Genomic DNA, 15,652 nt, shown 5'->3' with positions numbered 1-15,652 from the left:
GCGATGGCCGTTTTTACCGAAGTCTCCAACTCCGAGGCGCGCGAGCTGCTGCGCCGTTTGCAACTGGGTGAGCTGGTAGAGCTGCGCGGCATTGAAGGTGGTATCGAGAACACCAACTACTTCCTCACCAGCGACCAGGGCGAATTCGTGCTCACGCTGTTCGAGCGCCTCACGGCCGAGCAGCTGCCGTTTTACCTGTATCTGATGAAGCACCTGGCGCACGGCGGTGTGCCTGTGCCCGACCCACGCGCCGACAAGAGCGGCGACATCCTGCACACCGTGTGTGGCAAGCCCGCCGCCGTGGTCAACAAGCTGCGTGGCAAGAGCCAGCTGGCGCCCCAGGGTGCCCACTGCGCTGCTGTGGGCACCATGCTCGCGCGCATGCACTTGGCGGGGCGCGACTTTGAGCGCCGCCAGCCCAACCTGCGTGGCCTGCCCTGGTGGAACGAGACCGTGCCCGTGGTGCTGCCCCACATTGGCGAAGCGCAATCGGCACTGCTGCGGTCCGAGCTGGCCTACCAGAACCATGTGGCCGCCAGTTCGGCCTATGCAGCCCTGCCCAGCGGCCCTGTGCATGCCGACCTGTTCCGCGACAACGTGATGTTCGACGGCGAAGAGCTGACCGGCTTCTTCGACTTCTACTTTGCGGGTGTGGACACCTGGCTGTTTGACCTGGCCGTGTGCCTGAACGACTGGTGCATTGACCTGCCCACCGGCACCCACGATGCCGAGCGCGCCACCCGCATGCTGGACGCCTACCAGGCCGTGCGCCCCCTGACGGCCGCAGAGCGTGAACTGCTGCCCGCCATGCTGCGTGCGGGTGCACTGCGGTTCTGGATCTCGCGCCTGTGGGACTTCTACCTGCCGCGCGAGGCATCGATGCTCACGCCGCACGACCCCACGCACTTCGAGCGCGTGCTGCGCAACCGCGTGGCGCACCCCGTACACGCCTGATCTTCTGCCCCACACCATCGGGCACGGCGGCCCTCCTGCCCTTGCGCCACTGCGGAATTGGGCTGCTGGGGTAAATTCCCGCCTATTTCCTCTCGCCTATTGTCCGCAGCACGCCCGAGCCCTGCCTGCGCCCTCGCACCGTCGGCGCGGTGGCAAAGGCGGCCTGAGAGGCTGAGAATCTGTTGTCCACGCTCGCCTTGTACGCAAAAATTCCCAGCCCCTGAGCGGGCCCATCCTCTCCTGCACCCCATTCAATGAAACTCCACATCGTCCCCGCCCGCACCGGCATGGCCTGGGTCAAGCTTGGCATCCGGGCGTTCTGGCGGCAGCCCATGGCACTGGCTGCGCTGTTCTTCATGACCATGGCCTCCATGTCGCTGGCCACCATGGTGCCCCTGGTGGGCCCGGCCATTGCGCTGGCGCTGCTGCCGTCGGCCACGCTGGCCATGATGGTGGCGGCCGCCGAGGCCACGCAGGGGCGGTTTCCGATGCCCACGGTATTGCTGGTGGCGTTTCGCACTGGCCGCCAGCGACTGCGTGACATGCTGGTGCTGGGCGCGCTGTATGCGGTGGGTTTCCTCGGTGTGATGGGCCTGTCTGCTTTGATCGACGGCGGGCAGTTTGCCCAGGTGTACCTGGGCGGCGCCAAGCTGACGCAAGAGGTGGCGCAGGACCCGGCCTTCCAGAGCGCCATGTGGCTGTCCATGGTTCTGTACTTGCCGCTGTCGCTGCTGTTCTGGCATGCGCCGGGGCTGGTGCACTGGCACGGTGTGCCACCCGTCAAGGCGCTGTTTTTCAGCATCGTGGCCTGTGTGCGCAACTTTGGCGCGTTTGTGGTCTATGGGCTGGGCTGGCTGGGGGTTTTCCTGCTCGGCGGCCTGGTGGTCAGCATCGTGTCAGCGCTGCTGGCGGTGGCGGGGCTTGCTGGCTCGGCGGCCGGTGGCATCATGGTGGGCGGCGCCATGATGTTGGCGGCCATGTTTTTCACGTCGGTGGTCTTCACCTTCCGTGACTGCTTCGATCCCCCATCCACGGCCACCGTGCACGAGGCGCCCCATGACGAGACACCGCCATCCCCCCCATCAACTCCAGGGCCGCTCTGAAGAAGAGCTGACCTGGTTCCAGCGGCGCAGCCTCGTACAGGCCGCCGCACTGTGGATGGTGTCTGGCGGCTGGGTGGCCGCCCAGGCGCAGGGCCGCAGCAACATCGTGGAACTGCGCGGCGATGTGCTGCGCAACGGCGAGCCCCTGACGGCCCAGCACACCATCACTGCCAACGACCGCATCGAGACCGGCCCAGGCTCGACCACCGTGTTCACCGTGGGCGACAGCGCCTTCATGGTGCGCCAGAACTCGCGCGTGGCGCTGGAGAGTGACACCCCCGCGGCCGTCAAGGTGCTGCGTGTGCTGAGCGGCGCAGTCGCCAGCGTGTGGGGCAAGGGCGCCGACCGGCAGATCGTGCTGCCCACCGCCACCGCCGGAATCCGGGGCACCGGGGTCTACGCCGAAGTTTTCTCGGAACAGGCGCTGCGCGGCTACTTCTGCAACTGCTACGGCACGGTGGACCTGGTGGCAGGCAATGAAAGCCTGGTGAGCCAATCGTCCTACCACCAGGCCTTCTGGGCCGAGCCCACGCCCCGCAATGGGCGGCTGCTGACGCCTGCAGGCGCCATCAACCACACCGACGAAGAGCTGGAGTTTCTGGCGGGCCTGGTGAGCCAGCGCACGGCCTGGCAAATAGCCGGACGCAAAGGCGTCAAGGACGGGCGCGGGCAGATGGACTACTCTCCCACCCCCGGAAATACCACCGAACCTGCTCGCACATCGGCACCACCCGCGCACTCGTCAACACCAGCGCCAGCCCCTGCGCCCCGCGCCCGGCCCGCTTCTCCCTACGGCTCAGACTACTGAGCGGGAGCCCGCCACCACCGTGGGCGCCCTACCGGCGCGGGGCCCACCAGAGCTCCCCGCACAAAGAAAAAGGCCGGCTCACCGGCCGGCCCTCGCACCTTGGGAGGCAAGCCTCCCACAGCACCCTCAGGTCCCGATGGTGCCGCCATCGTTCTTGGTGATCACGATCGTGGCCGAGCGGGGGCGCTTGCCCGCGCCGTAGCCCGCATTGGAAGGCCACTGGCTCGTGTACTTGGCCGGGTCGCCCAAATTGGCCAGCGCGGTGGTCTCACCCGGATGCTGGATGTTCACGAAGATGGCTTTGCCATCGGGCGTTTCTGCCACGCCGGTGATTTCGCTGCCGCTTGGCCCCACCAGGAAGCGCTTGAGCGTGCTCTCGGTCGCAGCCTTGCCCACGGGGGTCACGATGTCCATCTTGGAGCCATCGGCCTTTGTGTAGCTCAGCGTCTTCTTGCCACCGTCACCCACTTGGCCTGGCACCGCAGCCAGCATCATGCAATTGGTCACGTCGGTGTAGGCGCCGTCATCGGTCTGGATCCAGCAGATGCCAGTGGCCTTGCTGAAGGCCAGGCCATCGGGGCTGGAGAAGTCCTGGTCGGCCGTGAGCGACGAGATGTTGACCATCGCCTTGTCGGCACCGGCTTCGGCGCCGAACAGGTACACGTCCCAAGTGAAGGCCGATACGGATGCACCTTCCTTCAGGCGCACCAGGTGGCCGTTGGGGTTGCCGTCCTGTTTGGCCGTGCCCTTCATGTCGGTGTAGGCGCGGGGGTTCGCTGCGTCGGGCAGGTACTGGCTGCCGGTGGGGTTCACACTGCGGTTGCTGTTGTTGGTCAGCGTGAAGTACACCTCGCCGTTGGCGGGGTTCACGGCATTCCACTCGGGGCGGTCCATCTTGGTGGCGCCCACGGCGTCGGCCGCCAGGCGGGTGTTGATGGCAATGTCGGCCGCGTCGGCAAACTTGTAGGCGGCATAGCCGCTGATGGCGGTGTTCGCCAGCGACAGCTCCACCCAGCTGCCTGTGCCATCTGCGTTGAACTTGGCCACATACAGCTTGCCGCTGTCCAGGTACTTGTCGCCCACGGCCATGCGGTCAGCAGCGTTGGCATCGGCAGCGTTCCACAGTGCGGTGGAGACAAACTTGTAGATGTATTCGCCGCGCGAATCGTCGCCCATGTACACGCTCAAGGGCTTGCCCGCTTCCACCTTGCCAAAGGCCGCGCTTTCGTGCGCGAAGCGGCCCAGGCCCGTGCGCTTCTTGGCCATGCGGGTCTTGTCATAGGCATCGATTTCGACGATGTAGCCCATGCCGTTCATCTCGTTGCGGTAGTCGTCGCTGCCGTCGGCCGAGGTGCCGGTCTTGCTGTTGTTCCAGCGCTGGTACTGGTCGGCGGTGCCACCGCTCTCCCAGCCATGGCGCGATGCGGCGCCCTGGTTGCGGCCATAGCGCTTGAGGGCCGTCACGCTCTTGTCGTTGCTGCGTGCGGCATCGTCGGCAGCGCTGCGGGTGAAGTAGCCGAACCAGTTTTCCTCACCGGTCAGGAACGTGCCCCAGGGCGTCTTGCCCGTGCCGCAGTTGTTCAGCGTGCCACGGGTGGTGGTGCCGGTGGGCGAGTATTTGGTGATCAGCTGCGCATTGCCGCGTGCGGGGCCCGAGATCTCGATAGGGCTGAGCGCCGTCAGGCGGAAGTTCAGGGCCGAGTTCTGCGTGTAGGCCCACTTGCCTGCGGCCTTGGCCACTTCGATCACGGCAATGCCGTGGGCGGCAGTTTCCTTGTCGATTTCTGCAGCGGGGCGGGGCAAGGTGGTGGTGCCGCCATTGGCATGCAGGAAGTGCGAAGACAGCTTCTCGTCGGTCGTGGCTTCGTGGTTGATGGCGAGCAGACCGCGCTCGGTGGCGTTGTCGTTGCGCTTGCCGTCCGCGCCCAGGCCAAACCACTCCATGCCGTCGTGGTGGTCACCGGCACGTTTGTCGAAGTCGCCGTCGGTGCCGTCGTTCTTGTAGGCACCCACACCTGCAGCGATGGGGTCACCCAGCGCGAACAACACGCTGGCGGTGTAACCCGCAGGCACGGCCACCACGTCGGCCAGGCTCTTGGGCACGGCGCCAAAACCCAGCAGCTTGGGGCCCGCAGGCACGGCATCGTCGCTGCCGCCACCACAGGCGCTCACGCCAAACCCGGCCAGCATGGCCGTGCCCACCGTGCCCACGCCGCCGCGCAGCAGACCCCGGCGCGACAGGCGAGCGCCCAGCACCGCGTCAAACGTGGGGTTGGAAGAGGTGTTGGCGTTCTCGTTGTTGAAATCGACGGCCTGTTCGGGCGCATCCACACGGTGGGTCATGGGGTTCCTCGGGGGTTGTTGGTTACAAAGCCTGTGGAGCGTAGAAACCCCCGGTGACATCCCCATGAAGGTTTTGCGTCGGTTTCGTGACACGCGATTCCAGGCCCCACCCAAGGGAATAAACAAATACGAATCACTATCATTTGTATAATTTCCGCTGCCCCAGACCGCCCAGCCAATTCCCGCGCCCGCCCTGACACGACCCGGTGCGTGGCCCCCACCAGCCAGTGCGGCCCTCCGTTCCCACCCATTTCTCGCGCTGCCCTGCCCAGCCCCCGGGCTGTCCGTGCGGCAGCCTGCGCGACCCCTTGGAGACCCCTGCATGACCTCGCCCTCCCTGAAGACTTCGCTGCTGGCGGCAGCCCTGTGTGCCACTGCCCTGGCCTACAGCACCGGCGCCGCCGCGCAGGCCGCCAGCGCAACCACACCCCAGGCCCAGTCTCCCCAAGCGGTGCAAACCGTGGCCCCTGCGGCCGTGGCGGCGCACTACGCCATCCTTGTGCACTCCAACTACGCCGACACACTGGCCAGCGCCCAGGCGCTGCGCGAAGCGGTGGCAGCCTTCACGGCCAAGCCGTCGGCCGAGACCCTGGCCGACGCCCGCACGAAGTGGCTGGCCGCGCGCGAGTTCTATGGCCAGACCGAGGCTTTCCGCTTCTACGGCGGCCCCATCGACAACGACAACGGCCCCGAAGGCCGCATCAATGCCTGGCCCATGGATGAATCCTTTGTGGACAGAGTGCAGGGCAAGGCCAACGCCGGCCTGGTCAACAACCGCAAGTTCGCCATCACCAAGAAGAGCCTGTCGGCCCAGAACGAGCGCGGTGGCGAGGAGAACATTGCCACGGGCTGGCATGCCATCGAGTTCTTCCTGTGGGGCCAGGACCTGTCGGACACCGGCCCGGGCAACCGCAACTTTGAAGACTTTGTGGATGGCAAGGCCCCCAACGCCGACCGGCGGCGCCAGTACCTGAACGTGGTGACCGACCTGCTCATCGACGACCTCACCGTGCTGGTGAAGGCCTGGGCACCCGACGCCAAGAACAACTACCGCGCCAGGTTCGTGCGCGGCGGCAACGAGTCGATCCGCAAGATGCTGGTGGGCCTGGGCTCACTCTCGCGTGGCGAACTGGCCGGCGAGCGCCTGGAAGTGGCCCTGAACAGCCAGGACCAGGAGGACGAACATTCGTGCTTCTCCGACAACACCCACCGCGACGCGGTGACCAACGCACTGGGCATCCAGAACGTGTGGCTGGGCCAGTACAAGCGCGCGGACGGCAGCGTGCTGCAAGGCCCGTCGCTGCGCGACCTGGTGGCCGCCAAGGACGCAGCGCTGGCCGACAAGACCACGAAGCAGATCACTGCATCAGTTGCTGCCGCCGAAGGCATCCAGGCGCCGTTCGACCGCGAGATCATCGGCGGCAAGGACGCTCCGGGCCGCCAGCGCATCCAGAAGACCATCGACAGCCTGACCAGCCAAGCCAAGGACCTGGTGGCCGCGGCCAACGCCATCGGCATCACCAAACTCACGCTGGTGCAGCCCTGAACATGTTGCTCCTGCCAGCCATTCGCCGCCAGCGCGCCCTGCGTGTGGCAGCAGCCAGCACCGTTGCCGTCGCCCTCGGCGGCCTGGGACTGCAGTCGCTGACTGCGGCACCACCGCCCGACCCGCTGGGCGAGAAAACCGGCGGCGAGACCACCGTTTTCGCCACCGGGCGCAACGCCTTTTCCTTCCCCGCCGCCAACCTCAGCGATGAGGAACGCACGCGTTTTGTCATCGGCAACTCGTTCTTCCGCCGCAACTGGGTGGAAGCGCCCGCCTCCACCAAGGCGCGCGACGGGCTGGGCCCGCATTTCATTGCGCGGTCCTGCGGTGGCTGCCATGTGCAGGACGGGCGCGGTGAGCCGCCAGCCATCTTCAACCGCCTGGGCGAGACCAAAGACCCGACCGTGGCCTTGCTGATCCGCCTGTCCATCCCCGGCACCGACGCGCACGGCGGGCCCAAACACGACCCCGTGTACGGGGACCAGTTCAACAACGCAGCCATCCAGGGCGTCCAACCCGAAGGGCGCGTGACCCTGCGCTACGACGCCATCAAAGGCAAGTTCGCCGACGGTACGCCCTACACACTGCAAAAGCCCACCTACGGCTTTGCCGACCTGGGCTACGGCCCCATGCACCCCAAAGTCATGACCAGCCCGCGCATTGCGCCGCAAATCATCGGCGTGGGCCTGCTTGAAGCGATTGCCGAGGCCGATATCCTCGCCCATGCCGCCGACCAGGCAGCCGCCCCCGGCCCCATCAAGGGCACCCCCAACCAGGTGTGGGATGCACCATCAGGCCGCACGATGCTGGGCCGCTTCGGCTGGAAAGCCAATGTGGCCACCATCGCGCACCAGACGGGCGGCGCCTTCCTGGGCGACATGGGCATCACCTCGCTCCACTTCGCGCAGGAGGCCTGCACGCCCACGCAGAAGGACTGCCTGGCAGCCCCCAGCGGCAAGAGCGGTGGAGAACAAGGCCAGCCCGGTGTGGAGATCGACGACAAGACCCTGGCCGATGTGGTTTTCTACCAGGCCACGCTGGCCCCGCCCGCGCGCCGCAATGTGAACGACGCGCAGGTGCTGCGCGGCCAAGCCCTGTTTGCGCAGGCCCAGTGCGCCACCTGCCACCGCCCGAGCTACGTCACCCAGAGTGGTCCCTTCCCGCAGCTGACCAGCAAAGCGCTGAGCGGCCAGCGCATCTGGCCCTACACCGACCTGCTGCTGCACGACATGGGTGAGCGGCTGGCCGACAACCGCCCCGACTTTGGCGCCAACGGCCGCCAGTGGAAGACCCCGCCACTGTGGGGCACAGGCCTGATCAAGGACGTGAACGGCCACACCCGCCTGCTGCACGACGGCCGCGCGCGTGGCGTGCTCGAAGCCGTGCTGTGGCATGGCGGTGAGGCCGAGGGCGCCAAGGACCAGGTGCTCAAGATGAAGAAGGCCGACCGCGATGCGCTGGTGAAATTTGTGGAGTCTCTATGACAGCCGCTCAACACATGCTGCGCACCAGCCTCTGGCTGGCCGCCCTGGCGCCCCTGGCGGCCCAGGCGCAGGTGCCCGCCACGGCACCGGCCTGGCAGCGCAACGCCGTGCCCTTCTACGACACGGTGCACGCGCTGCAAGGCATCTACGGCCACTGGGCGCTGCCCCGCGCACAGGACTTTGACCGCAGCGCACGCACGCTGGTGCCCACTGTGGCGGCGCTGTGCCAGGCACCGGCGGCGGACGGCCAGGCCGCGCTGAGCGCAGCACGCAGCACCTGGCAGGCCACAACCCGCGCGTGGGAGCAGTTGGCGGCCGTGTCCGTGGGCCCCGTCATCAGCCGCCGCAGCCAGCGCGCCATCGACTTCGCGCCCACGCGCCCTGTGCTCATCGACAAGGCCATCGCCGCCCAGCCCCAGGGCGCCAGGGCGTTCGAGCGCATCGGCACGCCCGCCAAGGGCCTGCCCGCGCTGGAATGGCTGCTGTGGACACGCCCGGCCCAGCCCGGCAGCCCCGCCTGCAGCTACGCCCACGAGGTGGCGCAGGACGTGGCGCGTGAATCGGCGGCGCTCACCAAGGCCTTTACCGACGCCGCCGCGACCGACTGGGGCGCCGAAGACGAACAGGAAGGCTCCACACAGGCCATCAGCGAATTCGTGAACCAGTGGGTGGGCGGCATCGAGCGCCTGCGCTGGGCGCAGATGGACAAGCCGCTGCGCGCCGCCGGGTCGGGATCTGGCGCTCGCACGCCCGACTACCCCCGCACCGCCAGCGGCAACACGCTGGCCGCCTGGGCCGCTACCTGGGACGGCCTGCGCAGCGTGACCACCCTGCCCGCCAGCGCCGACATCCCCGCCGCCGGCGAGGCCCTGGTGCCGCTCGAGATGTACCTGCGCGGCAAGGGCCTGAACCCGCTGGCCGACAGGCTGCGCCGGGCCACGGACAAGGTCGATGCATCGCTGGCGCAGGTGCAAAAGAACGGCCTCAAAGACAAAGCCGCCATCCAGCAAACCGCGCGCGACCTGGCCGCGCTGAAGTTCCTGGCCGAATCCGAAGTGGCGCCCGCGCTGCAGGTGAGCATTGGGTTCTCGGACGCCGATGGCGACTGACCTGTACCGCCGCCAAGCGTTGGCCGCTCTCGCGGGCCTGGGCGCCTGCGTGATCGCCCCCAGAGCAGCCTTCGCCAACACTGGTGATCGTGTGCACCTGGCGGCCGCGTGGGAACACCAGGGCAGTTTCCACATCGGTGTGCTGTCCACGCAAGACGGCGCCGGGCAGGCGCTGCAGATCCACGCTGTGCTGGAAGTGCCGACCCGCGCACATGGCCTGTGTGTGTTGCCCGACGGGTCGGTGATTGCCACGGCCCGCCGCCCTGGCGACTGGCTGGTGCGCTGGAATCCCGACCGCCGCGCCAAGCCGCAATGGCTGTGGCAAGACGGCGGGCGTTCCTTCAACGGCCATGTGCTGGCCAGTGCCGACGGCCAGCGGCTGTACACCACCGAAACCGATGCCGAGACGGGTGCGAGCTGGATCGTGGTGCGCGACGCCCGCACGCTCGCCACCGCCGCCGCCTGGCCCACCCACGGCATCGACGCGCACGAGCTGATCTGGGACCTGCGCACTCCACACGGCGGCGCGCCCACCCTCATCGTCGCCAACGGCGGCGTGCCCACAGCCCCCGAAACCGGCCGCGTCAAACGCGACCTGGGCCGCATGGACCCGTCACTCGTGCGGCTCGATGCCCGCACCGGCAGCCTGCTGGGCCAATGGCGCCTGCAGGACCCGCGCCTGAGCCTGCGCCACCTGGCCTGGAGCCCCGACGGCACCGCCCTGGGCATCGCCCTCCAGGCCGAACACGACAACCCTGCGGTCAAGAATGCGGCGCCCGTGCTCGCACTGTTCGACGGCACCGCGCTGCGCAGGGTGACCGCACCAGAACCTGCGGCCCCGAGCCTGCGCGGCTACGGCGGCAGCATGGCCGCCACCCCCACCGGCTGGGCCGTGAGCTGCCCGCGCGCCCATGGCATCGCCACGTTTTCCTTGCAGGGCGACTGGCAAGGCCTGGTCCCGCTGCCCGAGGTGTGCCCGCTGGCAGTGCGCGGCGGCGCGCTGTGGGCAGGCGGCCTGGCAAGCAGTCTGCAGAACGCGCAGGTTGCGGCACCGCTGGCGCATCCGCATGGAGCGGAGTTGCAAGGGGCGCGGCTGGACAACCACTGGGTGGTGCTGCAAGGCTGAAACTTCAAGGAAAAACAGGCTTCTCCGCGCTATGGACAAGCGCTATTAGCTATCAAAAGAGAAGCAAACAAGCCCCACCCAGGTACTGCGCACCCGCAGGTCGGGTTGGCGCAGCGTGACCCGACACCACCGCCCACACGCCACGTGGTGCTCCGCCAGGTCAGGCCCTCGTGAGCGAACCCGAGCTACGGGCGACCTATTCACCGGACGGATCCAGCTGGCGCCGCCGCAACGCAGCCAGCACCTCGGCAGCAATCTGCTCCGGCGCCATGCGCGCGGTGTCCATCACACAACGCGCGGCCTGCGATGCAGGCCAGGGCGCGTAGTCATGCTGCTGCACGGCGTGCCAGCGGGGCGACGTGAGCCCGGGAATGTCGCTGCTGCGGGTCTCGACGCGGCGCTGGTGCTCTGCCAGGTCCGAGCAGACCACCTCCACATCCAGCCACGGCACCGGCACGCCACGGGCCACGCTGTGCCAGGCCTCGCGCGTCACCGGCAAGGGGTTCACACCGTCCACCAGCACCGGCAGGCCTTGCGCCAACTGGGTCCGCGCCAACGCATAGGCCACCCGGTAGCCAGCGGTGCCAACCTCGACGCCGGAATCCCGCAGCGCCTGTTCGATGGTGTCGATGCGCAGGTACACCGCCTGCCACTGCGCCAGCAGCGCGCGGGCCACGGTGCTCTTGCCCACGCCGGGCAATCCGCCCAGCACCACCAAGGCCGGTGCGCTGGGCCCGCCCATTCAGTCCACCACCGTCAACTTGGCCACCGACAGCGCCAGCCACTTCGTGCCGTGGCGCGGAAAGCTGACCTGCGCGCGCGCATCGTCGCCCTGCCCTTCGATCGCCAGCACCTTGCCTTCACCAAACTTGGTGTGGAACACGGCGATGCCCACGCGCAGGCCATGCGAGGGCGCGGCCTTCTGCACGGGCACTGGGGGGCTAGCAAAGGTCTCTGACTTCAAGCCAAAACTGCCTCTTCCGCCTGCTGCATATGGGTTTAAAGCTCCCATATTAGGAGCATACGAGCCAAACCCCTGCTGCTTGGGCGTGATCCACTTGAGCGCCGCTTCGGGCAGCTCGTCGAAGAACCGGCTCTTGATGTTGTAGCGCGTCTGGCCGTGCAGCATTCGCGTTTGCGAATGGCTCAAATACAAGCGCTTGCGCGCGCGGGTGATGGCCACGTACATCAGGCGGCGCTCTTCCTCCAGGCCGTCGCGGTCGTTGGCCGAGTTTTCGTGCGGGAACAGGCCCTCTTCCATGCCGCCGATGAACACGCCGTCAAACTCCAGGCCCTTGCTGGCGTGCACGGTCATGAGCTGCACGGCGTCCTGCCCGGCCTGGGCCTGGTTGTCGCCCGCCTCCAGCGCGGCGTGGGTGAGGAACGCGGCCAGCGGCGAGAGGGTTTCGCCGGTATCGGCGTCCACGATGCCGGGGGTGGCTGGCTTGAGAGGTTCGTCGAGCACCGGCGCGTTGGGGTCCAGCCCCTGGCTGACGGAACTTTGGGTGAGCGGCGTGCCGTGCTCATCCAGCGGCAGGGCCACGGCGTCGCGGCCAAAGCCTTCTTGCGTGACAAAGCTCTCGGCAGCGTTGACGAGTTCTTGCAAGTTCTCGATGCGGTCGGCGCCTTCTTTTTCCGTGCGGAAGTGCTCCACCAGCCCCGTGGATTCGAGCATCTGCTCGATGATGCCGCGCAGGTTCAGCCCTTGGGTCTGCTCGCGCAGCACATCAACCATGGCCACAAACGCGCCCAGGTTGGCTCCCGCCTTGCCGGGCACAGCGCTCACCGCGTCGTGCAGCGAGCAGCCTGCGGCGCGGGCGGCGTCTTGCAGCACCTCGATGCTGCGCGCGCCGATGCCGCGTGGCGGGAAGTTGACGACGCGCATGAAGCTGGTGTCGTCGTGTGGGTTCTCCAAGAGGCGCAAATACGCCAGCGCGTGCTTGATTTCGGCACGCTCAAAAAAGCGCAGGCCGCCGTACACGCGGTAGGGCACGCTGGCATTGAACAGCGCCGATTCGATCACCCGGCTTTGCGCATTGCTGCGGTAGAGCACGGCAATCTCTTTGCGCTCAAAGCCATCGCTGCGCACCAGCTGCTTGATCTCGTCCACCATCCACTGCGCCTCGGCCAGGTCGGAGCTGGCCTCGTACACACGCACGGGCTCGCCCGCGCCCTGCGTGGTGCGCAGGTTCTTGCCCAGGCGGCGGCTGTTGTGGCTGATGAGGTGGTTGGCCGAGTCGAGGATGTTGCTGTAGCTACGGTAGTTCTGCTCCAGCTTGATCTGGCGCTGCACATCAAACTCGCGCACAAAGTCGGTCATGTTGCCCACGCGCGCACCCCGGAAGGCGTAGATGCTCTGGTCGTCGTCGCCCACGGCGATCACGCTGCCGCGCGCCTCGTAGCGCCCGCCCACATCGTTGCCCGCCAGTTGCTTGAGCCAGGCGTACTGCAGCTTGTTGGTGTCCTGGAACTCGTCCACCAGGATGTGGGCAAAGCGGCGCTGGTAATGCTCGCGGATAGGGTCGTTGTCGCGCAACAGTTCATAGCTGCGCAGCATCAGCTCGCCAAAGTCCACCACACCTTCGCGCTGGCATTGCTCTTCGTACAGCTGGTAGATCTCGACCTTCTTGCGCGCATCGCTGTCATGGGTCTCCACGTTGGCGGGGCGCAGGCCCTCTTCCTTGCAGTTGGCAATGAAGTAAGCAAGCTGCTTGGGCGGAAAGCGCTCATCGTCCACGTTGTGCTGCTTGCACAGGCGCTTGATGGCCGAGAGCTGGTCTTGCGTGTCGAGAATCTGAAAGGTCTGCGCCAGCCCCGCCGCCTTGTGGTGCGCGCGCAGCAGGCGGTTGCACAGGCCGTGGAAAGTGCCGATCCACATGCCGCGCACATTCACCGGCAGCATGGCCGACAGGCGGGCCACCATCTCCTTGGCGGCCTTGTTGGTAAACGTCACGGCCAGGATGCCGCCGGGCGTGGCGTGGCCGTTTTGCAGCAGCCAGGCAATGCGGGTGGTGAGCACCCGGGTCTTGCCCGAGCCTGCGCCCGCCAGGATGAGCGCGTGGCCTGCGGGCAGCGTGACGGCGGCGAGTTGCTCGTCGTTCAGGTTCTGCAGCAGGGGGGACAAATGCGAAGGGGCCGGGCCGGCACCGGCGGGGGAAGGCGACGGCGCACCCGGAAACAGGTCTTGTGGGAACATCCGGACATTGTAGAAAGCGCCCCCCCACCCCTGCCCCTTCTGCCCATGAAAAACATTGCCCCCGCCCTGACCAGCCTGCTGCTGGCCCTTTCTTCCGCCCCCGGCGCCTGGGCCCAGGCCAGTTGCAGCAGCGACGGCGTGCCCCGGCCCGTGGTGGTGTTCGAGCGTTTCATCAACGCCGACTGCGAGGCCTGCTGGACCGACCCGGCCGCCCCCGCTCCTTCCGCCCAGGGCCAGGCCGTGGTGCTGGACTGGATCGTGCCTGGCGCCCTGGGCGACGATGCACCCCTGTCGGCCGCCGCCACCACCGATGCCCTGGCGCGCCTGGACACGCTGGCCCGCCCCGTGCCTGCGCGCACCGACGTGCACATCGCAGCCCTTGAATCAGCGGCCCCTGCGAAGCTGCGCGTGGCCCAAGGCCCGACGTTCAACGACTATGCGGGCGCAGCCATCACCTTCACCCCGGCGCGCGGCACCCGGCAGCAGGGCCCCTGGCGCTTTCACCTGGTGCTGGTCGAATCCGTGCCCGCCGGGACCGATGGCACTGCAGCGCCCAGAAATGTGGTCAGAAACATGCTTCACGGCGCATGGGAAAACACCTCGAAGCTATCAAAAGCAGAGCATTTCAAACACCAGGAGATGCGCCCAATGCGCATCCCCGAGAGCGCGAAGCCAGAACGCCTGCGCCTGGTGGGCTGGGTGCAGGACGCCCAGGGCCGCGTGGTGGCCGCTGCGCAGTCTCGCTGCCAATGACGCAGGTAGCGTCGGTGGTGCCCGTGATACCGCACATACCACCAGTGTTATAGGGTCTGGCGCACAGGCGGGTAGAATCAATCACCGGGCCCAAGTTTCTTGTCGCCCGGTTTTTTGTGCCCGCGCATTGCGGGGTTCGGAGCGGCCACCACGGCCCCGCCCACAAACCAAGCCGGTCCCAAGCCAAGCGCCCCACGCTGCTGAAATGGTTTGGCAGCGCCTTTCAAAGGAGCTTGGAATCTCATGGAAATCTTCGACTACGACAACATCCTTTTGCTGCCGCGCAAGTGCCGGGTGGAAAGCCGCTCGGAATGCGACGCCAGCGTGGAGCTGGGCGGGCGCTCGTTCCGCCTGCCCGTGGTGCCGTCCAACATGAAAACGGTGGTGGACGAAAAAATCTGCACCTGGATGGCGAAGAACGGCTACTTCTACGTGATGCACCGCTTTGACCTGGACAACGTCCAGTTCGTGAAGGACATGCATGCACAAGGCTGCTACGCCTCCATCTCGCTGGGCGTGAAGCAGCCCGACTACGACACGGTGGACCAACTGGTGGCGCTGGGCCTCACGCCCGAGTACATCACCATCGATATCGCCCACGGCCATGCCGACAGCGTGAAGAACATGATCGGCTATCTCAAGGAGAAGCTGCCCCAATCCTTCGTGATCGCGGGCAACGTGGCCACGCCCGAGGCCGTCATCGACCTGGAGAACTGGGGCGCAGACGCCACCAAGGTGGGCGTGGGCCCGGGCAAAGTGTGCATCACCAAGCTCAAGACCGGTTTTGGCACCGGCGGCTGGCAACTGTCGGCCCTGAAGTGGTGCGCCCGCGTGGCGACTAAACCCATCATTGCCGACGGCGGCATCCGCAGCCATGGCGACATCGCCAAGAGCATCCGCTTTGGCGCCAGCATGGTGATGATCGGCTCGCTGTTTGCAGGCCACGAGGAATCGCCCGGCCAGACGGTGGAGGTGGATGGGGCGCTCTACAAGGAGTACTACGGCTCGGCCAGCGACTTCAACAAGGGCGAGTACAAGCATGTCGAAGGCAAGCGCATCCTGGAGCCGATCAAGGGCCAGCTCGCCAACACGCTCATCGAGATGGAGCAGGACGTGCAAAGCTCCATCAGCTACGCCGGGGGCAAGAAGCTGATGGACATCCGCAAGGTGAACTACGTGATCCTGGGCGGCGACAACGCGGGCGAGCACCTGCTGATGTAAAGCCTGCGC

The 15,652-nt window shown here is 67.1% G+C and carries 12 protein-coding genes; 9 read left to right on the top strand and 3 right to left on the bottom strand.

The genetic code is table 11. The annotated features are described in order from the left end of the window. The first annotated feature begins 3 nt into the window (after positions 1-3). The 3 genes from AvAM_RS05310 to AvAM_RS05300 all read left to right on the top strand — a co-directional run bounded on the left by AvAM_RS05310 (position 4) and on the right by AvAM_RS05300 (position 2,865). Positions 4-954, top strand: a complete 951-nt coding sequence (locus AvAM_RS05310) for a homoserine kinase (RefSeq protein ID WP_137746106.1) — start codon at positions 4-6, stop codon at positions 952-954. Between the two features lie 254 nt (positions 955-1,208). Next, positions 1,209-2,057, top strand: a complete 849-nt coding sequence (locus AvAM_RS05305) for a BPSS1780 family membrane protein (protein ID WP_137746105.1) — start codon at positions 1,209-1,211, stop codon at positions 2,055-2,057. Further along, entirely contained in the window at positions 2,011-2,865 is an 855-nt protein-coding gene (locus AvAM_RS05300; protein WP_249367951.1) for a FecR family protein, read from the top strand. Before AvAM_RS05305 ends, AvAM_RS05300 begins: the two co-directional genes overlap by 47 nt. A gap of 126 nt (positions 2,866-2,991) precedes the next feature. Here AvAM_RS05300 and AvAM_RS05295 read toward each other — a convergent pair whose 3' ends face one another. Beyond that, positions 2,992-5,208, bottom strand: coding sequence for a PhoX family phosphatase (locus AvAM_RS05295; RefSeq protein ID WP_137746104.1), 2,217 nt, complete (start codon positions 5,206-5,208; stop codon positions 2,992-2,994). A gap of 322 nt (positions 5,209-5,530) precedes the next feature. Here AvAM_RS05295 and AvAM_RS05290 point away from each other — a divergent pair, with 322 nt between their 5' ends. Genes AvAM_RS05290 through AvAM_RS05275 form a run of 4 tightly spaced genes read left to right on the top strand, consistent with a single transcriptional unit; the run spans position 5,531 to position 10,473 of the window. Further along, positions 5,531-6,754, top strand: coding sequence for an imelysin family protein (locus AvAM_RS05290; RefSeq protein ID WP_137746103.1), 1,224 nt, complete (start codon positions 5,531-5,533; stop codon positions 6,752-6,754). A 2-nt stretch (positions 6,755-6,756) separates the two neighbouring features. Further along, positions 6,757-8,238 carry a di-heme oxidoredictase family protein gene (locus tag AvAM_RS05285; RefSeq protein WP_137746102.1) on the top strand — a complete coding sequence of 494 codons (1,482 nt, stop codon included), beginning with the start codon at positions 6,757-6,759 and terminating at the stop codon, positions 8,236-8,238. Continuing rightward, the gene (locus AvAM_RS05280) at positions 8,235-9,347 is read left to right on the top strand and encodes an imelysin family protein (protein ID WP_137746101.1); all 1,113 of its coding nucleotides are present in this window, start codon (positions 8,235-8,237) and stop codon (positions 9,345-9,347) included. The genes AvAM_RS05285 and AvAM_RS05280 overlap by 4 nt, the downstream gene beginning before the upstream one ends. Next, positions 9,337-10,473: a DUF1513 domain-containing protein gene (locus tag AvAM_RS05275; RefSeq protein WP_137746100.1), complete on the top strand. Its 1,137-nt coding sequence runs from the start codon at positions 9,337-9,339 to the stop codon at positions 10,471-10,473. The genes AvAM_RS05280 and AvAM_RS05275 overlap by 11 nt, the downstream gene beginning before the upstream one ends. 196 nt (positions 10,474-10,669) lie before the next feature. On the opposite strand, the gene AvAM_RS05270 is transcribed toward AvAM_RS05275, so the two are convergent. Both AvAM_RS05270 and AvAM_RS05265 read right to left on the bottom strand, forming a co-directional pair. Beyond that, positions 10,670-11,215, bottom strand: a complete 546-nt coding sequence (locus AvAM_RS05270) for an AAA family ATPase (RefSeq protein WP_137746099.1) — start codon at positions 11,213-11,215, stop codon at positions 10,670-10,672. Continuing rightward, on the bottom strand, positions 11,216-13,669 hold the full coding sequence (locus tag AvAM_RS05265) for a UvrD-helicase domain-containing protein (RefSeq protein ID WP_137746098.1): 2,454 nt from the start codon (positions 13,667-13,669) through the stop codon (positions 11,216-11,218). It abuts the gene before it with no gap. A 45-nt stretch (positions 13,670-13,714) separates the two neighbouring features. Here AvAM_RS05265 and AvAM_RS05260 point away from each other — a divergent pair, with 45 nt between their 5' ends. Beyond that, on the top strand, positions 13,715-14,422 hold the full coding sequence (locus AvAM_RS05260; RefSeq protein WP_137746097.1) for a hypothetical protein: 708 nt from the start codon (positions 13,715-13,717) through the stop codon (positions 14,420-14,422). Between the two features lie 243 nt (positions 14,423-14,665). Next, on the top strand, positions 14,666-15,643 hold the full coding sequence (locus tag AvAM_RS05255; RefSeq protein WP_137746096.1) for a GMP reductase: 978 nt from the start codon (positions 14,666-14,668) through the stop codon (positions 15,641-15,643). Positions 15,644-15,652 lie beyond the last annotated feature (9 nt).

This window comes from Acidovorax sp. NB1, assembly GCF_005405905.1.
Lineage (GTDB): Bacteria > Pseudomonadota > Gammaproteobacteria > Burkholderiales > Burkholderiaceae_C > Acidovorax.
Note: the sequence above shows the minus strand (reverse complement) of the source record. Positions and strands in the feature narration are given on the sequence as shown.